This is a genomic window from Bacillus yapensis, from assembly GCF_005280205.1.
Lineage (GTDB): Bacteria > Bacillota > Bacilli > Bacillales > Cytobacillaceae > Robertmurraya > Robertmurraya yapensis.
In genome coordinates, this window is sequence record NZ_SUND01000003.1 from 122259 (window position 1) to 144338 (window position 22080).

General features: G+C 37.8%; 22 protein-coding genes, 1 other RNA gene and 3 pseudogenes. 9 read left to right on the plus strand and 17 right to left on the minus strand.

Annotated elements, in window-relative coordinates:
- Nucleotides 1–67 precede the first annotated feature (67 nt).
- Nucleotides 68–583 (minus strand): stage III sporulation protein SpoIIIAB, encoded by a 516-nt coding sequence (gene spoIIIAB, locus FAR12_RS04930; protein ID WP_126406955.1) that lies wholly within the window; start codon nucleotides 581–583, stop codon nucleotides 68–70.
- The gene (spoIIIAA, locus tag FAR12_RS04935) at nucleotides 584–1501 is read right to left on the minus strand and encodes a stage III sporulation protein AA (protein ID WP_126406957.1); all 918 of its coding nucleotides are present in this window, start codon (nucleotides 1499–1501) and stop codon (nucleotides 584–586) included. It abuts the gene before it with no gap.
- Nucleotides 1502–1832: 331 nt separating this feature from the next.
- Here spoIIIAA and FAR12_RS04940 point away from each other — a divergent pair, with 331 nt between their 5' ends.
- From FAR12_RS04940 to FAR12_RS23310, 3 genes are all read left to right on the plus strand, one after another.
- A complete protein-coding gene (locus FAR12_RS04940; protein WP_126406959.1) occupies nucleotides 1833–2507 on the plus strand; it encodes an SIMPL domain-containing protein in 675 nt (224 codons plus the stop codon).
- Between the two features lie 56 nt (nucleotides 2508–2563).
- A non-coding RNA gene (ssrS, locus tag FAR12_RS04945) (6S RNA) lies at nucleotides 2564–2752 on the plus strand.
- A gap of 115 nt (nucleotides 2753–2867) precedes the next feature.
- On the plus strand, nucleotides 2868–3035 hold the full coding sequence (locus tag FAR12_RS23310) for a hypothetical protein (RefSeq protein WP_170972104.1): 168 nt from the start codon (nucleotides 2868–2870) through the stop codon (nucleotides 3033–3035).
- Nucleotides 3036–3278: 243 nt separating this feature from the next.
- On the opposite strand, the gene efp is transcribed toward FAR12_RS23310, so the two are convergent.
- The 3 genes from efp to FAR12_RS04960 all read right to left on the minus strand — a co-directional run bounded on the left by efp (nucleotide 3279) and on the right by FAR12_RS04960 (nucleotide 5576).
- Entirely contained in the window at nucleotides 3279–3836 is a 558-nt protein-coding gene (efp, locus tag FAR12_RS04950; protein ID WP_126406961.1) for an elongation factor P, read from the minus strand.
- Between the two features lie 26 nt (nucleotides 3837–3862).
- A complete protein-coding gene (locus tag FAR12_RS04955; protein ID WP_126406963.1) occupies nucleotides 3863–4924 on the minus strand; it encodes a M24 family metallopeptidase in 1062 nt (353 codons plus the stop codon).
- A gap of 130 nt (nucleotides 4925–5054) precedes the next feature.
- Nucleotides 5055–5576 (minus strand): YqhR family membrane protein, encoded by a 522-nt coding sequence (locus FAR12_RS04960; protein ID WP_126406965.1) that lies wholly within the window; start codon nucleotides 5574–5576, stop codon nucleotides 5055–5057.
- 268 nt (nucleotides 5577–5844) lie between these two features.
- On the opposite strand from FAR12_RS04960, the gene FAR12_RS04965 reads away from it, so the two are divergent.
- On the plus strand, nucleotides 5845–6234 hold the full coding sequence (locus FAR12_RS04965) for an SA1362 family protein (protein WP_281275634.1): 390 nt from the start codon (nucleotides 5845–5847) through the stop codon (nucleotides 6232–6234).
- A 38-nt stretch (nucleotides 6235–6272) separates the two neighbouring features.
- Here the strand turns inward: FAR12_RS04965 and FAR12_RS04970 are convergent, their stop codons facing one another.
- The 5 genes from FAR12_RS04970 to vanR all read right to left on the minus strand — a co-directional run bounded on the left by FAR12_RS04970 (nucleotide 6273) and on the right by vanR (nucleotide 10685).
- Nucleotides 6273–7157, minus strand: a complete 885-nt coding sequence (locus tag FAR12_RS04970) for a patatin-like phospholipase family protein (protein WP_126406969.1) — start codon at nucleotides 7155–7157, stop codon at nucleotides 6273–6275.
- 196 nt (nucleotides 7158–7353) lie between these two features.
- Nucleotides 7354–7854 carry a VanZ family protein gene (locus tag FAR12_RS04975; protein ID WP_170972105.1) on the minus strand — a complete coding sequence of 167 codons (501 nt, stop codon included), beginning with the start codon at nucleotides 7852–7854 and terminating at the stop codon, nucleotides 7354–7356.
- 5 nt (nucleotides 7855–7859) lie between these two features.
- A complete protein-coding gene (vanY, locus tag FAR12_RS04980) occupies nucleotides 7860–8780 on the minus strand; it encodes a VanY-A/VanY-F/VanY-M family D-Ala-D-Ala carboxypeptidase (RefSeq protein WP_126406973.1) in 921 nt (306 codons plus the stop codon).
- Between the two features lie 101 nt (nucleotides 8781–8881).
- Nucleotides 8882–9994: a HAMP domain-containing sensor histidine kinase gene (locus FAR12_RS04985; protein ID WP_126406975.1), complete on the minus strand. Its 1113-nt coding sequence runs from the start codon at nucleotides 9992–9994 to the stop codon at nucleotides 8882–8884.
- On the minus strand, nucleotides 9987–10685 hold the full coding sequence (gene vanR / locus FAR12_RS04990) for a vancomycin resistance response regulator transcription factor, VanR-F/VanR-M family (protein WP_126406977.1): 699 nt from the start codon (nucleotides 10683–10685) through the stop codon (nucleotides 9987–9989). The genes FAR12_RS04985 and vanR overlap by 8 nt, the downstream gene beginning before the upstream one ends.
- A 329-nt stretch (nucleotides 10686–11014) precedes the next feature.
- On the opposite strand from vanR, the gene FAR12_RS04995 reads away from it, so the two are divergent.
- The 3 genes from FAR12_RS04995 to FAR12_RS05005 all read left to right on the plus strand — a co-directional run bounded on the left by FAR12_RS04995 (nucleotide 11015) and on the right by FAR12_RS05005 (nucleotide 11914).
- Nucleotides 11015–11221 (plus strand): helix-turn-helix transcriptional regulator, encoded by a 207-nt coding sequence (locus FAR12_RS04995; RefSeq protein ID WP_126406979.1) that lies wholly within the window; start codon nucleotides 11015–11017, stop codon nucleotides 11219–11221.
- Nucleotides 11218–11649, plus strand: a complete 432-nt coding sequence (locus tag FAR12_RS05000) for a hypothetical protein (protein ID WP_126406981.1) — start codon at nucleotides 11218–11220, stop codon at nucleotides 11647–11649. The genes FAR12_RS04995 and FAR12_RS05000 overlap by 4 nt, the downstream gene beginning before the upstream one ends.
- A gap of 76 nt (nucleotides 11650–11725) precedes the next feature.
- A complete protein-coding gene (locus tag FAR12_RS05005) occupies nucleotides 11726–11914 on the plus strand; it encodes a hypothetical protein (protein ID WP_126406983.1) in 189 nt (62 codons plus the stop codon).
- 90 nt (nucleotides 11915–12004) lie between these two features.
- Here the strand turns inward: FAR12_RS05005 and FAR12_RS05010 are convergent.
- From FAR12_RS05010 to FAR12_RS05025, 4 genes and pseudogenes are all read right to left on the minus strand, one after another.
- Nucleotides 12005–12607 (minus strand): annotated as a pseudogene (locus FAR12_RS05010) (hypothetical protein); the annotation flags it as partial.
- Between the two features lie 306 nt (nucleotides 12608–12913).
- Nucleotides 12914–13429 (minus strand): annotated as a pseudogene (locus FAR12_RS05015) (vitamin B12-dependent ribonucleotide reductase); the annotation flags it as partial.
- Nucleotides 13430–13718: 289 nt separating this feature from the next.
- Nucleotides 13719–15158: pseudogene (locus FAR12_RS05020) on the minus strand (vitamin B12-dependent ribonucleotide reductase); the annotation flags it as partial.
- A gap of 402 nt (nucleotides 15159–15560) precedes the next feature.
- Nucleotides 15561–16397 carry a lipoate--protein ligase family protein gene (locus FAR12_RS05025; RefSeq protein ID WP_126406987.1) on the minus strand — a complete coding sequence of 279 codons (837 nt, stop codon included), beginning with the start codon at nucleotides 16395–16397 and terminating at the stop codon, nucleotides 15561–15563.
- Nucleotides 16398–16914: 517 nt separating this feature from the next.
- Here FAR12_RS05025 and FAR12_RS05030 point away from each other — a divergent pair.
- Both FAR12_RS05030 and FAR12_RS05035 read left to right on the plus strand, forming a co-directional pair.
- Complete coding sequence (locus FAR12_RS05030) at nucleotides 16915–17298, plus strand: rhodanese-like domain-containing protein (RefSeq protein ID WP_126406989.1); 384 nt, start codon at nucleotides 16915–16917, stop codon at nucleotides 17296–17298.
- Between the two features lie 130 nt (nucleotides 17299–17428).
- Nucleotides 17429–18049: a GNAT family N-acetyltransferase gene (locus FAR12_RS05035; protein WP_126406991.1), complete on the plus strand. Its 621-nt coding sequence runs from the start codon at nucleotides 17429–17431 to the stop codon at nucleotides 18047–18049.
- Nucleotides 18050–18122: 73 nt separating this feature from the next.
- On the opposite strand, the gene gcvPB is transcribed toward FAR12_RS05035, so the two are convergent.
- From gcvPB to gcvT, 3 genes are read right to left on the minus strand one after another with little or no spacing between them, the layout of a single operon-like run.
- Nucleotides 18123–19583, minus strand: coding sequence for an aminomethyl-transferring glycine dehydrogenase subunit GcvPB (gene gcvPB, locus FAR12_RS05040; RefSeq protein ID WP_126406993.1), 1461 nt, complete (start codon nucleotides 19581–19583; stop codon nucleotides 18123–18125).
- Complete coding sequence (gene gcvPA, locus FAR12_RS05045; RefSeq protein WP_126406995.1) at nucleotides 19576–20922, minus strand: aminomethyl-transferring glycine dehydrogenase subunit GcvPA; 1347 nt, start codon at nucleotides 20920–20922, stop codon at nucleotides 19576–19578. Before gcvPA ends, gcvPB begins: the two co-directional genes overlap by 8 nt.
- 16 nt (nucleotides 20923–20938) lie before the next feature.
- Nucleotides 20939–22039, minus strand: a complete 1101-nt coding sequence (gene gcvT, locus FAR12_RS05050; protein ID WP_126406997.1) for a glycine cleavage system aminomethyltransferase GcvT — start codon at nucleotides 22037–22039, stop codon at nucleotides 20939–20941.
- Nucleotides 22040–22080: the final 41 nt, after the last annotated feature.

The window sequence follows — 22080 nt, forward strand, 5'->3', positions numbered from 1 at the left end:
TTCCTCCCTAAGTACAAATAAGGTCCCAGTTAAGTACACTGCACTATGCTTAAAGTTGGACTAAGGATTACATCAATAAAATGACAACCAATAGTCCTGATAAAAACCCTAAGCTTTTCACTAGCTTTTCGTATTTTGCTTGCCTGTCAAATGCATCTGCTTCTTCACGTTCTAGATGGGTTAACGTTAATTGAATTTGCTTTTGCTGGGACACTCGGTCATGTCTCCCAAGGGTTTCTCCAAATTGCTTCATAATTTCAAACTCTCCTTGCTTAAAAGCCGTTTGCTTCCAAACCTCAGTCAAGCTTTCCTCCCACGCATCCTTAACAGTTGTTTCAGAATGTGTCAGTTTTTTGGCAAATGATTCAAAAAATATAGATAATGGCTTTGACATTTGGGCAGCTAATCTTCTTGATGCTTCATGCAAAGGAGTATGTCCGTACATAATCTCTGCCTCTAAAGACTGAAGAGCGGATTTTAGCAGACGTAACTGTCTTGGCCTCTCGTTAAAATGCTTAGCAGCTTCAAAGCCCGTCCATGTTGTGGCAAGAATAATCAGTATCGCCCCGATAATCTTTATCATTTAAGTCACACTCACTTTTTCAACAATATCAGAACCATTTCCATCCTTAATTGATGTAATGGTCCCTGGTCCTTCAAGTCGACTCAACCCAATATATCTTTGAAAGATTCCCATCTCAATTAACGGTTTTAAAATCGGACGTTTGCTTATCTCTTCAAGTGAATTTCCATGGGTCGTCATAAATAACTTAATCCCAGCATGAATCGCTTCCATAATCGCATCACAATCTTCTTTCCTACCAATTTCGTCGATCACAAGGACATCCGGACTCATAGAACGAATCATCATCATCATTCCTTCCGCTTTCGGACATGCATCTAATACATCAACTCGGGGGCCAAAGGTAAGCTGTGGAATCCCATGAACACTTCCCGCGATTTCAGAACGTTCATCGACGATTCCAACCTTCTCAGGTAAGAAGCTTGGATTTCCACCTGAAATGATTCGAGCAAAATCTCGTAAAAGTGTTGTTTTCCCTGTTTGCGGTGGGCCAATGATCATCGTATGTAGCCAACCATTTTCATATATATAGGGAGTAAGCTTTTCTGCTATCCCGATCTTTTCCCTGGCAATTCGGATATTAAAGGAAGAAACATCCCTAATCGCTTTAACTGCACCTTGTTCAAGGATCACTTTTCCTGCAAGTCCAATTCGATGTCCCCCGGAAATCGTGACATACCCTCTTCTTAATTCCTCCTCCAGCGTGTAAATCGAGAAGTGGCTGATTTTATTCAATAAGTGAATCGCATCGTCTTCCTTCACGATATACGGCAAAAACCGAGGAGTACCTTTCACGGCCACTTCAATCGGTCTATGAATACGGATTCTAATTTCTTCTACTTCATTCAATAGTAGAGGAGGGAGCTGTTCCAATTGTTCTACCACTCTGTTTGGCAACATCTTCATTACTTGCTCCACTTTGTACGCCTCCTGGATTAATCTCTATCAATTGTGAGAACAACCTATTAAAAATGTATGCCTGCTTGGACACATTATGACTATGTTCAAAAGAATCACCGTTTTTATTAATGGCTCTTTTCTCAAACTTTGTTGCTTATGGAGTTAAGGAGAGTTATTTTTTCCTGTCGTCGAAAAGTAAAGGAAAGTTATTTTCTCCTGTCGTCGAAAAAATAAAGGAAAGTTATTTTCTCCTGTCGTCGAAAAATATAAAGGAAAGTTATTTTCTCCTGTCGTCGAAAAAACTTGGCTGAATAGAATGTAATAAATGTTTCAAACTGGAGGGAGAAATTTGTATTATTATCAGCCGATTTATCGAAAGCCTCCTGATACGACACATCGAAAAAGTGAAATAAAGGTTACGGGGGAAGGTAGGATATCAATCCAGCCAGATACGGCACAAGTACTTATTGGGGTTGAAACAGAAAACACAGAATTAAGGACGGCCCAAGCAGAGAACGCACAAAAAATTTCCGATATCACCCATGCTTTAATAGATATTGGGATCCTCGCTGAAAATATTCAAACGGATAACTTTACGATCTTTCCAATGTATGATTTTGTTGATGGAAAGCAAGTCTTTAGAGGATATCGTGTAGACCATATGCTCCAAGTTACAGTCTTAGATATAGATAAAGTTGGGCTTGTTGTAGATACGGCCGTTGAACATGGGGCGAATCGTGTATCCAATATTTCTTTTCAAATCTTAAACTCTTCAAATCTTTACCAAAGAGCTTTGACAATGGCTGTTGAGGATGCCCTTCAAAAAGCAAAAACCATCGCAAATGCATTTAACCTAACATTAATACCGACACCAAAGTCAGTGGTAGAAGAAAGAAGATTCCTTGAAACACCCATTCCTTTGCAAAAGACGCAAATGGTCTTGAGTGCTTCGACTGAAATTCAACCTGGAAAAGAGGATATAGAAGCAGTCGTAACAGCTGTTTTTTCAACAATGGCCGGGTAGAGAATTCCATTTATTCCCTCTTGAAGAGACAGTCCTGACATTATAAAATACTAGTACAGAGGCTGGGTTGTTCGTTTGGATATGTAGTTTCAACCTATAGTGAGTAATAGGGAATCCTATATGATGAGGAAAGACAGCATGCCTTCACTATGTGCAAGGACGCCTGAAAACCTGATTGCGGATGCCCACCTGGTGGAACAGGTTTTGAAACTCCATATTAATTCGACGGCAGCAACGGCTTTATCTAACATGAATTTTTCAAGCAACAGTCTTAGGGCTGTTGCTTTTTATATTGGTTTGAACGAATACATAAGGATTTAAATCTTGCGAACACTAGAGAGGAAAGGAGTTGGTGGAATCGTGGTTAATCCTAATCAAGATAAATTTTTGAAGGAACAAAGGGACTTAAAACAACAATATTTAGGTGGGGCTAGAGATAATCGGACGGAGAGGACATCTGATCCTGAATATAACAATAAGAATGATACAGATATCTCAGTTGGTGCAACCGGTAGAGAGGTTGAGTAGGAATAAAAAAATCCCAAATGGAAATCACTCCATTTGGGATTTTTTTACGCTGTCTTGGTATTGATTATTTTTTTCGTAAATGTCCAAAAGCCGACATTTACACCTCTTACGTGGTTTAGTGCTTCATATTATTTTCGCACGGCACTTTTCGCTGACTTTGAATGTTTTTAAGAAGAAAAATTGCTATCCATATAACCAATTTATTTCTAGGAGCAAAAATCTTTGCGAAAAGAGCCTTTTATATTATGCACGTGATACGTATGAACCTTCAGCTGTGTTGATGATTAGACGATCACCTTGGTTTACGAAGAATGGAACTTGAACGATTAAACCAGTTTCAAGTGTAGCAGGCTTTGTACCACCTGAAGCTGTATCACCTTTGATTCCTGGTTCAGTTTCAGTTACTTCTAGTTCAACTGTGTTTGGTAGTTCAATACCAAGTGTTTCACCTTGGAACATCATGATTTGAACTTCCATATTTTCTCTTAAGTATTTTAATTCATACTCAATTGCAGTTGCTGGTAATTCGATTTGGTCATAAGACTCGTTGTCCATGAATACGTGTTGATCACCATTTGCATATAGATACTGCATTCTGCGGTTATCAATTTGTGCTTTCGCAACTTTTTCACCAGCACGGAAAGTTTTTTCTTGTACAGCACCTGTACGAAGGTTACGAAGCTTAGAGCGTACAAACGCAGCTCCTTTTCCTGGCTTAACATGTTGGAAATCCATTACACGCCAAAGCCCTCCGTCTACTTCAATTGTTAATCCTGTACGGAAATCGTTAACAGAAATCATGCGTAAAATCCTCCTACGAAACTAAATTATAAGATAATGAGTTCTTTTGTAGAATGAGTTAGCGTCTCATTCCCATCCTTTGTTATTACAGTATCATCTTCAATACGAACGCCGCCAAGTCCTGGTATGTATATTCCTGGTTCTACAGTTACGACCATTCCTGGCTCCAATTTAAGCTCAGATCTGAAGGACAATGCTGGACCTTCATGAACTTCTAAGCCAATTCCATGTCCCGTAGAATGACCAAAATATTCTCCATAGCCCTTTTCAGAAATATAGTCTCTTGTTAACGCATCCGCTTCTTTTCCACTCATACCTGGTTTGATTCCATTAACACCACGTAATTGAGCTTCATAGACGATTTGATAAATTTCTTTCAATTTTGGATCTGGCTCACCGACTGCCAGTGTCCGTGTAATATCAGAAACATAACCATTATAGTAAGCGCCATAATCTAATGTGATGAAATCACCTTTTTCAATGATTTTATCAGATGCCACACCATGAGGGAGAGCAGAACGTTGACCTGAGGCAACGATAATATCAAAGGAAGAAGACGTAGCGCCAGCTTTTCTCATAAAGAACTCTAATTCATTCGAAACATCAAGTTCAGAAATTCCAGGTCGAATGAAATCTAAAATATGCTTATATGCAGCATCAGCAATATCTGCTGCTTCCTTTAATATCTTAATCTCTGCATCGGTCTTAATCAAGCGAATTTTTTCAACTAGCCCAGAAACCGGTACTAACTCTGCCTGGACAGCGTCTTCATATGATTTGAAGCTTGAGAATGTAACATGATCCTGTTCAAAGCCTAACTTCTTGATTCCCATCGCTTTGACTTGTTCTGCGACTTCTTCTGGAATCGTCCCAGTATGTTTGACAATATCAAAGCCCACACATTGCTTTGAAGCTTGTTCAACATAACGAAAATCAGTAATGAACTTCGCTCCATCTAATCCAACTAATACCACACCGCTTGATCCCGTAAAATTGGAGATATAACGACGGTTATAACTGCTTGTAATAAGTAATCCATCGATTCCTAACTTGCCCAAGCTTTCTCTTACTTTTTGTAATTTATCCATAAATTCCTCTCCCCTTCTACATATTCACTAATCTCACAAGCTAGATTTACCTTTATTAAGAATAGTGAGAAAAAAGCAACCTACGAATATTTTACCATACTGTTTTTTACATGGACTATTTTTTCCTCCGTTACGACGATACTTCTTTTTCTCTAACTTCTTGATTTTCACGATATTCCTGCTCTTGGTACTCATATGAAATCGAATAGCCAATAAAGGCACCATATAATGCATACAAGCAAACCGAGGTAATGATCGTATTCAAACTTAAATCTAGAAATGGCTTTATCCCTGGAAAAATTGGATTAAGAATTAAAAAGACTAGAAGAAATATCCCAATTCCAAACCCTATCCCAATGAAAATGCTTTTCATTTTTTTCAATACTGCATAGTACACTAACGCCACTCCAATAGAAAGTACCCCCATCAAAATAATCGAAATCACTGTTCCGAGCCATTGTTTTTTCCAAGCCCCAAGAGCCCAAGGTTCTAATATGACATTGGGATGAATGTCTGTAAAATTAAATAAATAAGCCAAGTACCCGAGTGCACTCCAAAAAATCCCACCAATTAATCCTGTCAATATGACCATTGCCATAAACGAAAGTGGTTTCTCTTTCTGATTTTGTTCTAATTTAGCTTTTTCTGCCATTTTAAGACACCTCCACTAGTATTATGTCCTAGCAATATGATTCCTTTTCATTTCTGTACGAATACTTTTGATGTAAAAAATAATTACTACATTATGGAGGTTTTCTCGACTTTCTAGTAGAATAAAATTAACAAAGTAGCTTTTTGAACGGTTTATAAATTATGTAAATAGTGCGTCAATGTATATAAAAATGCATAAAATGATAATAACATTCCCATAGTTCGTTAGTTTAAAAATAAGAAATATTGCTTATCATGCTTATAGGGAGGTGGCTTTCTTGAAAAATCGAACATCTTTTTATTTTGTTATTGGGATGATCATACTAGCGATAATCGGTGTTGCAAGTCGCTTCATATCCAATCCGACTGCCTTTTTTCAAAGTGTCCTCGTTTTCCTAGTCATCGGATTCGCTATTTTCTTTTTGGTTCGTCGCTTTAACGGAGGTAACCCTCAAAAGCATGAGCAGAGTGCTTTTAGAAAGGCAGCAAAAAAATCAAAGAAACGATTTCAACAAAAGGATATCCGAAAGCCCTCTGTTAAACCAATGAACGGAAACGTCAGCACACTGAAAAAAGGAAAAAATAAAGCAAAATCCGCTGCTCACCTAACCGTGATTGAAGGAAAAAAAGGGAAAAAGAAAAAACGGGCCTCTTTTTAAAGAAGGGCTCGTTTTTTAATGTTTATGAAAGCAACCTTTTAATAGGTCCATTTTTCTAAAAACTTTTTTGCTCTAGCATATCCCAAATCAAATAATTCCTGCTTCTCGTCAGCCGATAGTTGGAAATCTGTTGTTAACACTCCCTCAACTGGAATGAAGATAATATTCTTTTCATGCTTACGAGAGATGTAGCGTGAGTCATGGGCATCTTTCATGGTGTCAAAAATCGCTTCAAATAGATTGATGGCATTATTGATTTGTTTTTTATGATGTTCATTTGCTTGTGAACTGAGCTTTATACCCAGTACTGGACGAACTTTTTTGACATTCTCCTTATCAAATAACCACATTGGAAAATTGCTTAATACCCCTCCATCTACAATCACACTCGAGGTTCTTTCGTTTTTTATTTTGACAGGTTCAAAAAAATAAGGAAGACTACAGCTCATTCTTATCGCTTTTGATATGGGAAATTTACTCGGATCGATCCCATAGTTCGGAAGGTCATCTGGAAGAACAACTAAACGACCATTCGTTAAGTCTGAAGCAATTACTCTTAAAGTTTGCGGAGGTAAGTCTCCAAAGGTTTGAATCCCACGCATTGCTAATTTCGAAGCAACCCACTCTTCTAATTTATGTCCTTTATAAAGACCCATGCGCCAGTAGAGGAGTAACCATTTCGTGACAGATATAGGGAGAATTGTTTTTCGTTGATCAAGTAAATCTTCAAGGGTTAATTCATCAATAAGAGTGTAGATTTCTCGACTCGAATAGTTTACTGCAATCAAGGCGGCTACAATCGAACCCGCACTCGTCCCGGCTACTCGCTTAAACCGTATTCCCCTGTCCTCGATCGCCTGGTAAGCACCTACAAGAGCAAATCCTTTTATCCCTCCGCCAGAGAACACACCGTCGATGTACATCGTCGCCACTCCCTAGATGTGGTTTTGTTTGTAATGGCCAGGCGCTGGAGTAAATTACAAATTGCCATTGTTACATTTTTAATCGGCAATGCGTCCAAATAGTACGGGGGACAAGCAAAAAACACAAAATAAAAATATATTTGTAGCTTTATAGAAAAGATTGATCACTTTCTTGCTGATATCTTCAACAAAGTGCTCAATTCTGGAATAACTTCTGAGCTTCTTTTAGCCTATAAACCTTGTCATAAAACTGGATCGCACAATAGCCAAGCAGTCCCCCAGCGGTGTTTAGTATTAGATCATCGACATCGAAACTTCCGATAGTAAAGACAACCTGTAAGCTTTCCAAGCATAAACTTAAACTCAAGGTTAGAGCTAATGCACCTTTGAATGAAATGCCTCTCTTTTTAGACAATAACACAAGAAAAATTCCAAATGGGATGAAAGCTACGATATTCCCCACCAAATTACTTAGAACATGCCACCCCGATAGATTCTCAGTATAAATAAATATTGTTTTAAACGGGATAAAATTTCCTCTTTGTAAATGGTCTATGAGAATATCAGGGTTTTCAAAATTCCTCTGAAGTTGATGCATGAGAAAGTCCATATCTCTCCAGCGGAACTTAAATAGTATGATTCTAACAATTCCGTACATATAAAAGATAAATAGTCCTAGTACAATAAATCTTTTCATTAATTTCATTCCCTATTCCTTCCCTCCTTGAAGTTAGTATCTGCTGATTCGGGAAACACTGTCACAATTACACCATCCATATTGTCACCTGAAATCTCGTAACGAAGATTGGAAGGTACCTGAATGGTTATATCTTTGGATACAGGGTAATAAGAGATTTCATATTTTTCACCGTTTATAGTAGTTGTTATGGACTTTTGTTCTTTTAGGAAATCCAAATATTCTTCTAAAGCAAAATTCTTTTCCTTCATAATCATGCTGTGAGGCAAACCAACATAACGGATATGCCAAGGTTCATATTGAATACCAGTAACTTCAGTTTTATCCTTTGGATACCGTAAAATAAAGCCGTATTTCCAAGCGTTATTTTCGAGCCACTTTCCTTCAGGTGCTGCCTCCATTTTCATTTGAGTTGATCCCACATCAAGTGATAGACCCAAATTGTGTTCACTATAACCTGCAGGCAAGGCATAGTCAGACCCCATTTCCTGGTAAAGGACACTTTGCTCATCAAAGTCTCGAAATCCACTATTAATCGCAAAATGGTTCACCCCTTCTTTTCCGGCAGCAGCTATCATCTCGGAAAATTTATGCGCAACATCCTCTGACAATTCTATTTCGCTATCCAGCACCACGTACCCCTGTGTCAATTCATGATGCGTAAATAAATTGACAATATCTGATTTTATGCTATTTTGGTGAACCGGATATTCATTATTAACCAATAGTAACTCCCCTTGATAGATTTGTTCTTTTGTAATCTCAATCGTTCTGAAACCTTCGGAGATTCCACTTTTCTCTATTTGAACATTGTTATTTTTTTCATTTTTTTGAACCTCTACTTTATCTTGATTAGACGATTCTTTACCCACAAATACAAAACTCAGACACAAAACTAAGAACAATAAAAATCCCCACTTCTTCATTTCAAGCTCCTCCTTATTCTGATAGATACTAGAATAGGAAAAACTTTTTAAAAAAAGAGTAGGGTAAAGTTTAAATTTTTCTTAAATCCTTTATGAAATTTTTAATTTTGGTCACTTGTAGCACTTTCCTGCGGTAAACGAACTTCAAAAACAGTACGTATCAAACTACTTTCAGCCGTAATCGTTCCATTATGTTGCTCCACAATATTCTTGGCAATGAATAAACCAAGACCTGTGCTATCTTCTCGATGAGTTCGCGCTTTGTCACCGGTATAAAACATATCAAAAAGGTATGGAAGTTCCTCTGGAGGAATACTATCTCCATAATTAACAATCTGCACTACCACTTCTCCCGCATCTACAGACCCGTTAATATCTACAAACTGACCATCATATCCATAACGATTCGCATTAGTTAAAAGGTTTTCAAATACACGAGCTAACAACTCTCCGTCACCCAATATAGGTAAATGAGGAGGAATATTCATTCGGGCTTTCAAGTGATTTTTTTCGAAAATAGGATATAATTCTTCCTTTAATTGATTCAGAAGATCAGATAAATCAATTTGCTTTTTCTCTACTGGCAACATGCCATAGTTCATTCGCGTTATTTCGAATAATTCATCAATCAGTCGTTCTAATCGCTGAGATTTCGTAAAAGCAATCGTTAAGAAATGTCTGACCTGTTCTTTCGTCAACTTCTCATCCTTGAGGATTAAATCTAAATAACCTAAAACAGAAGTGAGAGGAGTACGCAAATCATGAGCCAAATTGACGACTAACTGTTCTTTACTGTTTTCGGAAAAATCTCCTCTTTGTATGGCTTCTTCTAATTTTTCACTTGCTAAATTTATTGCTTGTGCAATAACTCCAAATTCATCATTTGATTGAATATCAACCCGATGTTTGAAGTTACCACCCGCGAGATAATGAATTCCGTTTGATATTTCATTGAAATAGGTAGAATAGGGCTTAGTCAGTAAATAGAAAAACAAGAAAGCAATTGAGATAAATAGGATAAAAAAGAAGTTAAAGTCTCCAATACTTTCTATGAATTGACGAAGTTGGGCCAACGGTTCACCATGAAGAACTCTCGTATGATAATAAAGCTGTAGGCCTTTAAAGAGTAAGTAAGTTACAATACCAGCCAAAAGCATACTTAAACCAAATAATCCGATTAATTTGGAGCGGAAACTGCTTATAAATTTAGCCATTGAATGTATACCCCACTCCCCAAACCGTTTTGATTAACTTGTTTTTTCTCTTATCTTCCCCCAGTTTTTTCCTTAGGGTTCGAATATGCACCATGACCGTATTCCCACCTTCGAAATATGCATCACCCCACACTTTTTGAAAAATATTTTCTACACTATAAACTTTCTTTGGATGACTGGCTAGTAAATACAAAATATCAAACTCTTTCGGCGTTAGCTCCACTGTTTCACCATGAATGGAAACTGTACGTTGATCAGGAGAAATCACGATTTCACCGAATTCTAAGTTTGCTATATTATCATCTACTTTGGGTTGATTAAACTTCATAAATCGCCGTAATTGAGCATTCACACGTGCGACTAATTCAATGGGGGTAAATGGTTTCGTTATATAATCATCTGCTCCAATCACTAGGCCATGTACCTTATCGAAATCAGAAGTTTTCGCACTCAAAAAAATGATCGGCATATTATGATGTTCACGAATCTGACGGGTCACTTCATATCCATCCATTTTCGGCATCATAATATCCAAAATGAGTAAATCAATAGATCGAGTCTGGATCACTTGCAGGGCATCTTCCCCGTTATGTACTTTAAGGACATTGTAACCTTCTTTTTCTAGATGAATTGCAACCAGTTCAGCAATCTCCTCCTCATCATCTGCAATTAAAATCGATATATTTTTCATCTATTACACTCCTACATCAAGTTGCATTTGGGTATTTGGTCATTAAAACTCTAAGCTGCAAAATTTTTGCTAGAGATAAGTTAGCAGCAGAATCTTGATTAACATCGTATAATTTAGAACTTGTATTTTATTGTCTATTATTTCGATTTTTTATTCAAGGATATCACTATTTTTTGGGATTAAGATTAGTTCAATCTCGATAGATTTTCTAAGTATCATCCCTTGGAATTAAAAAGCTTCACCCAAATGGAAAGTACACTTTACATTGTTGATATTGCATGATATGCTCCTCTTATGGAAAGTTCACTTTCCATAAGGAGGACGAACGCATGAACAACCGTTTAGAAGAAATCCGTAAGAAGCGCGGAATTAAGCAAGAAGAATTAGCAAAGGCTCTTGAAGTGTCAAGACAAACAATCGGTTCGCTAGAAAACGGGCGTTATAACCCATCGATCCTTTTAGCGTTCAAGATTGCTCGTTTTTTCGGTATGAGTATAGAAGAAATCTTTATTTATGAGGAGGAGAACAATGTATGAAAAAAACAACTTCGTTATATTTTCTTACCGTTATTGGCGTAGGACTACTAGTTAGTGGTGTATATTTCATCAAAACAATGGAAGATCCACAAGGTATGCTGCGAGTGTTGCCTTATATTTCTTTTGGGCTTGGCTGTGTTATTTTCGGCCACGGTATAGGAGAAATAATCGTGCGACAGGCTATGAAGAAAGATCCTGCCGCAGCAAAACAGCTAGAGATTGACAAAAAGGATGAGCGCAATTTGGCAATCGCTAATCTGGCAAAGGCGAAAGCATATGACATGATGTTTTTTGTGTTTGGAGCCTTAATTTTAGGATTTTCCTTGATGGGTATAGATTTAATCGTGCTATTACTATTGGTTTTTGCCTATCTGTTTATCGTTGTATACAGCACTTATTATCGTTTCAAATACAATAAAGAGATGTAATAGCATATAGATGATAAATGATTAATTATTAAGGAAGAGTTGAAGTGTATTAATCAGCAAAAAAGGAATGACGACGATGACGAAATTATATTATAGTGGTTTAAAATATGGGGAAGATGATGTTGAAGTAAAATTATTGGTAGATATACAGAATGATTGGTTTGAGATAACACATACCAAGGCAGTGTCTCAAGTAATGAATAAATCAACAGGTGAATATATCGTAGTAAATCGAAACACCTTGAAATTTGAGGTTGTTTCATAATACGATGCGAACGCATAATAAAGTAAAAACCACAAAGAGTACATAATATTCTTTGTGGTTTTTTGTTATATTAATTTCTAAGTTTCTTTTTTATAAACCGCATTTTAATTGCGTGTTACAGTTTGTACATGTATTACAACCGCCGAGTTCTTCTACTTTTCCTTTGCGACAAACAGGGCAAGTATTTCCTACTTCAGAGCCAAATGTCACATTTGTTGAACGTATTTCACTAATCGTGTCTACGAGTACAACATGCTGCTTTGGTGCCTCTGATTTTTGTGGAGTTTCCTCAAAGCTATTTTCATCTGCTGTTAAGGTTAATACTTGTGCATCACGAGAACCGTCTACGTAGACTGTACCGCCTTTTGCACCACCACGGTATAATCTCTCGTATACTTTTTCTACTTGCTCAACACTGTACCCTTTCGGCGCATTAACCGTTTTACTGATTGAGCTGTCAATCCAACGTTGGATTACACATTGAACATCAGCATGTGCCTCAGGAGCAAGCTCCATCGCAGTGACAAACCAATTAGGAAGGTTGTTTTCGTCTGCTTCTGGATGCTGTTCTAAGTATTCTTGCACGATATCAGCTTTTACTTCGATAAACTTCCCTAAACGTCCACTTCTGAAGTAAGAGAAGGAGAAGTAAGGCTCAAGTCCAGTTGATACCCCAACCATTGTTCCGGTGCTCACATTTGTTACTCTCTATTATTGAATAGAGGGTGGGATTATCAGTACCCACTCCATATGTCGCCATATGGGTCAGACTATATCATCAACCACGAGTTACTTATTTAGTGGTTGCTCAGCATGTAGTCGTTGAGGGGTCAGCCACGACTTCCCTGCGGATTGTCTGGTAGGTTATTTAAAAACCAACACTTTTGCATTTTTACCTTTTGTTAGCTGGCAAAGCTAGGTAGCAAAAGATACGCCAGAGTTCCCCGCATACAGCTAAGTTTACGCTACATTTTTACAAATGTAGGGGGCAACTTGTTTACCCGTCGGAGCAACAGTTAGTAAGTGCGAGTTACGAATACCGTGTTCTAAAATCGATTCACGAATGTCCTCAGGCATTTTTTTCATAAAGCCTGTTTCAGTGAATGCCTTACGTAGACGATTTGTGCCTTCTTCAGTCTCACCAACTAAGAATGGGAAACTTCCCTTTTCTTTCGCTAATTCAACAGAAGTTCGGTAAGAAGTTGTTGCAATCGTCTCAAACACCTTATCGACTAATTCATTTCCTTTTTCAGAACCGTACTCTGTTTCACAATAGATGAGTAAATCGTGTAATCCCATAACACCTAGACCAACACGACGCTCACCTAGTGCTTGCTTTTTATTCTCTTCAAGGAAGTATGGAGTTGCATTAATAACGTTATCTTGCATACGTACTCCAACTTCTACTGTTTGTTTTAATTTTTCAAAGTTCACTGTTTTGTTTTCTTTATCTGCCATTTCAGCTAGGTTAACCGCTGCAAGGTTACAAACTGAGAATGGTGCGAGAGGCTGTTCCATTTTGTTATCCTAAAGGCTTTTTATCCTTTAGTTCTACCCTTTGATTTCAGCATGCTTTCAGAGCACGTCTTCACTCCTTTGGAACGAAGAGGTAGTTCAGCATATCTTTTCACTTTTTTACAAAAGTGCTGCGGCCTCGTGGCGAGATTATATTCTGTCTTCACAGGTTCACTCGCTATGCGTTGCCCCTGGCCAATCTTTTACAATCGGCCTTCGGTTCGGATTCCCATCTCAGGGTTCCCGCTTCATTCCGCAGTTTTTTACATGAGGCAAACTAAGCTACTCTACCACATGGATTTGTTGCTACAACCTTTTGACCGTATGCTTTTGCATTTGTCATGTCGTTGGCATTGTCGATAAAGAAGATACCTGGCTCTGCTGAGTATGTTGCGCAAATATTGATTAGATTCCAAAGTTCCTTCGCTTTAATTTTACGATAAACACGAACTTTGTTGCCCATCTTTTCCCATTCGCGAACGTCTCCAACATTATGCCATTCTTCGTTATAAGTCTTCATTTCTTGAGGATTATATCCTTCAACATCTGGGAAACGAAGTTCATATTCTGCATCATTCTCAACAGCTTCCATAAATTCTTTAGTTAAGCATACAGAAATATTTGCACCTGTTAAGAACTCTGAATTATGAACTGAGTAATTTCCACCAGTTGTAAGTTTTTCTTCTGCTTCAGCCATAATGCCTTCGCTGAATCCACCTTGTCCAGGAATGCTTCGGTAATTCAAGATTCCTTGATACATTGCTTTTTCTTGCTCTGTAAGTGGAGTAAATTTCAATTTATCTTTTGCATATCTTTTAATCGTTTCATCATTTGTTGTTTCAATTAAGAAACGAAGAATTTTTGGATTTTGCATTTTAGAAATAATAAACTCAATGATGTCTGGATGCCAATCAGCCAGCATGATCATCTGTGCACCGCGTCTACTCCCACCTTGCTCAACCAAATGTGTAAGCTTCGCAATATCATCTAACCATGAAACTGAACCAGATGATTTTCCGTTTACCCCTCTTGCAAGGGCATTACGTGGTCTTAATGTCGAACCGTTTGTTCCAACCCCGCCACCGCGACTCATGATTTCCATGACCTGCTTGCGGTGCTCAGAAATTCCTTCACGAGAGTCTTGAACGAAAGGCATTACATAACAGTTAAAATAGGTAACATCTGTATCAGCACCAGCTCCATACAGAACCCTTCCCGCTGGTACAAAATTCATACTTACGAGCTCATGATAGAATTTTTCAAACCATTCTTGTCTTTTTTCCTCAGTTGTTTCAACTGACGCTAGGCCTGTTGCGTTGCGTTTCGCAATTTGCTCATAAAACAATTCAAGTGGCTTTTCAATAACATCTAATGAACGATTAATAACTCCTGTGCTCGACTCTTCAGGATCGTCCAATACTCCGCGAAATTCTTCATCAACAAGAACTTGAGCTCTTTTCTCTTCCCAATCAATTTGGAGAATTTGTCCTAGCCCTCTAGCAGGGAACTTCGGATCTTCTTTAATGGTAAGAACAACAAAATCACCATTAGTTAGAGTAAGTTTCTCAGTGTCCTTAAACGTGTATCGGTCCAACATAACCAACCGTGAAACACCCTTGTGAGTGATTTTCATATCTGGGGTGATTGGATGAACTTGAGGAAACAAACGGATATCCTTGTTCAAGCGCTCCACATCAATATTCAATTTTTGTCCTAACGCAACAGACATACACACAACTCCTTTAAATGTACTTCTTTAAATCTATTGAAAAAATAATAGAAAACATATGCTCAAATCTAGCTGTCCAATAAATTACTCTTAATGTATCACTTTGACTCCACGAAATCAATATATAGTATCTTAAATATTTTCACACATACTACATATTGTGTCGCGAGCAAAAAAATAAAATTTTGTCAAACGTAAAAAAAACTATAAAACGGAGAAAAATGGAGATTGTGACGAGTTTTCAGCAAAAAATGATAAATTTTAGCAAATTTCGCTACTTGCACTTTAATAGTCATGGTACGAAAGTTCCATATCGATATTCATATCCTCTTATCTAGCTCAAAAAAGAAAAAAACGACAATGTCGTTTCAAAATCTCTGACCTTGAAACGACCCTCATCGTTTATCTTTTGTAGTTCCACTCATCGCTTTCATATCTATCTTTCGCTAATTGAAGAACATATTCCATTTGTTCTTCTGACAACTCAAATGGTTTTAATTCAATATTGAGTCCATCCTCAAATCCTTTTTTAAAGGCAACTTTTGCTTCGTCTAAAGAAATTTTTCTAGGACTTATATCATTCATGGCTACAGCTTTACTTTTAAAAGCTTTCTTCATTCTTTCTTTGACTCTATCATTTGAGTAGTTAAATAAACTAAATAACTTATCTTCATCTAGATCAAGTAAAATCGAACCATGTTGAAGAATAACTCCCTTTTGTCGAGTTTGCGCACTTCCTGCCACTTTTCTTCCCTCAACAACTAGTTCATACCAGCTTGGAGCATCAAAGCAGACAGCAGAACGAGGATTCTTTAACGACTCTCTTTCCTCCGCTGTTTTCGGAACTGCAAAGTAAGCCTCTAAACCTAACTGATGAAACCCCTTCAAGATTCCTTCCGAAATAACACGGTAGGCTTCCGTCACCGTTTTAGGCATTTCAGGATGCTCTTCAGAAACAATGACACTATAGGTAAGCTCCTGATCATGAAGAACACCTCTTCCGCCAGTTGGACGGCGAACAAATCCAAGTCCATGCTCCTTAACGGCTTCCATATTTATTTCTTTTTCGACTTTTTGAAAATAACCGATCGATAATGTCGCTGGATTCCAACCATAAAAACGAATAACCGGTGGAATTTTCCCAGCACTATGCCAATCAAGCAAGGCTTCATCCAAAGCCATATTGAATGACGGAGACTGGTCTCCCGAATCAATAAAACCCCAAATTTCCTTCTCCATATGTAACCCTCTTTTGTCCATAAAATTCATGCCATTAGCCGGACACTGAATAATAGCATAACAAATGCCGCTCTAAAATTAAAGAAAGAGGTTTTTCCAAATCAACTATTCCTTATAGTTGATTTGAACTATAATCAATATATAGTGTTTTTGAAGAAGCTTTCTTTTCGGAGGGAAGAATCATGATGAAAAGAGTCATATTTTATTTCATGGCGATAATATTTTTCGTCATATATTTTCAAATTCTTAAATTTATCTATACCACGTTTATACCAATTACCGTCATCACAGATATCATAGTCATTTTCATCACGTTGATTGTTCTAATGCCTCTATCTATTTATACAACAACTAAAGCATTTGAAGTTATAAGATCATAATAACTCAACTGATATGTTTGAACAGATACTAGATACATAAAAAAGAAAATCTAGAACTTTTTGATTATCCTTTACTAACATGCGGAAATCCCTATATAATATTATGTGGCGTAAGCTTTTTGGAAGGAGAAACGGACATGAATTCACTTTATATTTTACTAATAGTAGTAGTTGCCTTTCTTTTATACAGCCTAATCATGTGGCTATATCAAAGAAAAATCGTTAAGACATTAACTGAAGAAGAATTCCGTGCTGGATATCGAAAGGCTCAATTAATCGATGTTCGCGAGCCGAATGAATTCGATGCAGGACATATTTTGGGAGCAAGAAACATTCCTCTTTCCCAATTTAAAATCAGAATGAAAGAAATTCGTCCAGATAAGCCTGTTTATCTATATTGTCAAAATGGTTTACGCAGTGGACGAGCTGCTCAGAGCTTATATCGTAAGGGCTACAAAGACCTATCGCAGCTAAACGGCGGATTCAAGAAATGGTCAGGAAAAATTAAATCAAAGAAATAAAAATTGTTCGTACATCACTTTTATTGAAGTGGTGTACTTTTTTTATGCATAAATACGAGGCACTTACATAAGTTTTGTAATTGTATCGAGAGTAAGCCTTGAAATAACTAAAAGAATAGGGGGATTACAAATGAATATTATTCGTGCTTATGAAGCAGAAAGAAATATAAGAAATGGGATGAGCACAATTTTTGTCGACGGCTTTTATCAGTGGCTGAAATATTTTTCAAAGGATAAAGCTAAACTCTACAAGACATTTGCCCATATTTTTAATAGGGACGTCTTTTATATAGTTGTAGTTGACGACAGTATAGCTGCTCTTGCAGCCTGCACCACTAACAATATACCTTCAGTAAGATTGAAATATAGTGAATTTAGAAGGCATCTTGGTTTATTCACAGGAAGTATTGCTTATATGATTCTTAAAAATGAATTTGAAAATAAACAATATCCTTTTCAAATCTCTGAAAATATGAGTGCTATAGAGTTTGTTGCAACGTCGGTAAATTATAGGGGAATGGGAGTGGCAACTGAACTGCTAAAATCGATAATAGAATCAACTTCATATGACGAATATGTTTTAGAGGTAGCAGATACTAACACAAATGCTATCAAGCTTTATGAAAAACTGGGTTTTGCAGAGTTCATGCGTATACCTCAAAAGAATAGTAAAAAAAGTGGTGTCAATTATCTTGTATATATGAAGTATGTGAAGATAAAGGACATTGAATTTCAGGAGCCAATCCTTTGATTTGAAAGCTAATCAAAAATATAAAAAGGATAGATGCTTCAGGAGAAGTCCTGTTCATCTATCCTTCAAATTATTAATTCTTCTTATATCGCAAAATTGGCTTTCTGGCCGCTGTTGTTTCATCAAGTCGACCAACAACAGTTGTGTGTGGTGCCTCTTGAACGATTTCCGGATTCTCTTCTGCTTCCTTCGCAATTTGAATCATCGCATCGATAAACGCATCGAGTGTTTCCTTAGATTCTGTTTCAGTTGGCTCAATCATAATACACTCTTCCACATTTAATGGGAAGTAGATAGTTGGTGGATGATAACCAAAGTCTAATAGACGTTTTGCAATATCAAGTGTTCTAACTCCAAGCTTCTTTTGACGCTTTCCACTTAACACAAATTCATGCTTACAATGCTTATCAAATGGAAGATCAAAATACTCCGCTAATCTTCTCATCATATAGTTCGCATTCAGTACTGCATTTTCCGTCACGGCTTTTAATCCATCTGGACCCATTGTGCGAATATACGTATAAGCGCGGACATTGATACCGAAGTTTCCATAATAAGGCTTCACACGACCAATTGATTGTGGACGGTCATAATCAAGTACGTACTCTTCGCCTTTTTTCGTCACAATTGGTTTTGGTAAAAATGGAATTAAATCTGCCTTCACACCGACTGGACCTGAACCTGGTCCACCGCCACCGTGGGGGCCTGTAAAGGTCTTATGAAGATTTAAATGCACAACGTCAAAGCCCATATCTCCAGGTCTTGCTTTTGAAAGAACGGCATTTAAATTTGCTCCGTCATAATACAGCTTTCCGCCCGCACTATGGACAATTTCTGCCATTTCTAAAATATTTTCTTCAAATAATCCAAGTGTGTTCGGATTGGTGAGCATTAATGCCGCAGTATCCTCACCTACAACATTTCTTAAATCCTCTAAATCTACAAGACCTTGCTCGTTAGATTTTACCGTGATGGTTTCAAAGCCTGCAACTGTTGCAGAAGCAGGGTTTGTTCCATGAGCAGAGTCAGGAACGATAACCTTCGTTCTCTTTGCATCCCCGTTTGCTTCATGGTAAGCACGGATCATCATCAAACCCGTCCATTCTCCGTGAGCTCCTGCTGCTGGCTGCAATGTCACTTCATCCATACCTGTAATTTCAATTAAATGCTCCTGCAGATCGTACATCAACTCTAACGCACCCTGTACTGAGCTTTCATCCTGCAATGGGTGAATATGAGCAAACCCATTAAAACGAGCAACATTCTCATTAATCTTCGGATTGTATTTCATTGTGCAAGAACCTAATGGATAAAACCCAGAATCAACCCCATGATTACGTTTTGAAAGGGCTGTATAGTGACGCATAATATCGAGCTCTGCTACTTCCGGTAATTCAGCCTCTTCTTCTCGTAAATAGCCTTCAGGAAACAGCTCTTTCACGTCTACTTCTGGAATATCCATTTCAGGGAGGCTATAGCCGATTCTGCCAGGTGTGCTTAGTTCAAAAATCAGCGCTTGATCTTCTTTATGCATGATAATCCCCCAATTCTTGTGCAAATGTGTCAATTTCTTCTTTGGTTCTTAATTCTGTTACGGCAACCAACATATGATGAGAAAGCTCTGGATAATCTCGACCTAAATCATACCCGCCAATAATTCCTTTTTGTAAAAGAGCTTGGTTAACTTCCTTTACAGGCTTTGCTAATTTAATGACAAACTCGTTGAAAGATGGTCCTTCAAATACAAGCTCTAAACCTTTTTCCTTAAGCACTTTTTTCGAATAGTGAGCTCTTTGAATATTTTGCAAAGCCATCTCTTTGACACCCTTTTTACCAAGGGCTGTCATTGCTACGGAAGCAGCTAATGCATTCAAAGCCTGGTTAGAACAAATGTTAGAAGTCGCTTTATCTCGACGAATATGCTGTTCACGCGCTTGAAGGGTAAGAACAAATCCTCTTCTGCCTTGGTCATCTGTTGTTTGCCCAACTAAACGACCTGGAACCTTACGCATTAATTTCTCTGTTACTGCAAAATAACCACAGTGTGGACCACCGAACGCTGTTGGAATCCCAAATGGTTGTGCGTCACCGACAACAATATCCGCTCCGAATTTTCCTGGAGGTGTTAAAGCTCCAAGGGAAAGTGGATTGCTTGATACAACGAACATCGCTTTTTGACTATGAATGATTTCCTCTAATTCTTTTAACGGTTCCACTCTTCCAAAAAAGTTTGGATATTGAACAATTACTGCTGCAATTGAATCATCCATCATATTTTGAAGAGCAGCCAAGTCTGTTACGCCATCTTGCTGAGGGATTTCTACAACTTCAATGTATTGACCCTTCGCATATGTTTTCACTACTTCCTTTGATTCCGGATGAACTGCACTTGAAATCAACACTCTCTTCTTCTTCGTTTGACCAGTACTTAGCATTGCAGCTTCAGCAAGAGCAGTACCGCCATCATACATGGAAGAGTTTGCTACATCCATACCAGTTAGCTCACAGATCATCGTTTGAAATTCAAAAATCGCCTGAAGCTCCCCTTGTGAAATTTCTGGCTGATAAGGCGTATAAGCTGTATAAAATTCTGAACGAGATAGAACATGATCAACAATTACAGGCATATAGTGGTCATAAACTCCAGCCCCAAGGAATGAAGTATTTGCTCTCAAATCAGCATTTTTACCAGCTAAACGTGTTAATTCCTTCAATAAAGCTGTTTCCGATTTTGCTGCTTTAATCTTGTATTCACCTTTAAATTGAACACTTTCTGGAATATCGTTGAATAGCTCTTGTACAGTAGATACGCCAATCGTATCTAACATCGCTTTTTGGTCTGCTTCTGTCATCGGTAAGTATCGATGTTTCATTGTTGATTCTCCTCTCTTACTTCGCTCTTTTATAAAATGGGGTAGGAATTATTTTCGCTTTTACTTTCTTACCTCGAATCTCTACTTCTACTTCAGTTTCCAATGTGCTATAGGCTTGATCGAGTAACGCAAGACCGATATTAGTCTTTAAAGTAGGTGACAGTGTACCAGTGGTTACTTCACCAATTTGCTCGTCACCGCTGTAAACAGCATAACCATGACGTGGAATTCCGCGTTCAATCATTTCAATACCTACTAATTTTCGTGGAACACCATTCTCTTTTTGCTTGACTAATGCTTCTTTCCCGATGAAATTTGCCTCTTTATTCAGCTTAACAGCAAAACCAATGCCCGCTTCTAAAGGAGAAATCTCCGGAGATAGTTCTTGTCCATATAAGGCTAGAGTTGCTTCAAAGCGCAAGGTGTCACGAGCGCCTAATCCACAAGGAAGAACACCTTCTTCTTTTCCTGTCTCTAAAATACTGTTCCAAATATGAACGGCATCTTCACTAGCACAGTAAATTTCAAAACCATCTTCACCTGTATATCCAGTTCTCGAAACAAGTGAATTTTTACCAGCAACTTCTATGTCCTTTTGAAACTTAAAAGATCCAATTTTATCAAGCTCAGTGGCTGTTAACTTTTGTAAAACCGCTTCTGCAAGAGGACCTTGTAAAGCAAGCTGAGCTACATTTCCAGAAATATTATGAATGGTTACACCATCTTCAAGGTGCTTTTCAAGCCATGCATAATCTTTTTCAATATTTGCTGCATTGACGACTAAAAGGTAGTCTTCATCAGCACGTTTGTAGACGAGTAAATCCTCTACTGTTCCTCCATTTTCGTAACACATGGCTGTATATTGAGCGCCACCTGTACTTACTTTAGAGATATCATTTGTCATCATTTTCTGAAGATAGGGAAGGCTGTTAGGTCCTTTTACTTCAATTTCTCCCATATGAGAAACATCAAATAGACCTGCTTTTGTACGAACTGCCTCATGCTCCTCCTTAATACTTGAAAACTGAACTGGGAGGTCCCAGCCACCAAAGTCAATGGTTTTTCCCCCATAATTTTTGTAAATATCAAATAGTGGCGTGCGCTTTAATTGCGACATTTCATGTTCCCCTTCCTCCAGATTATTTGAATATCTAATCC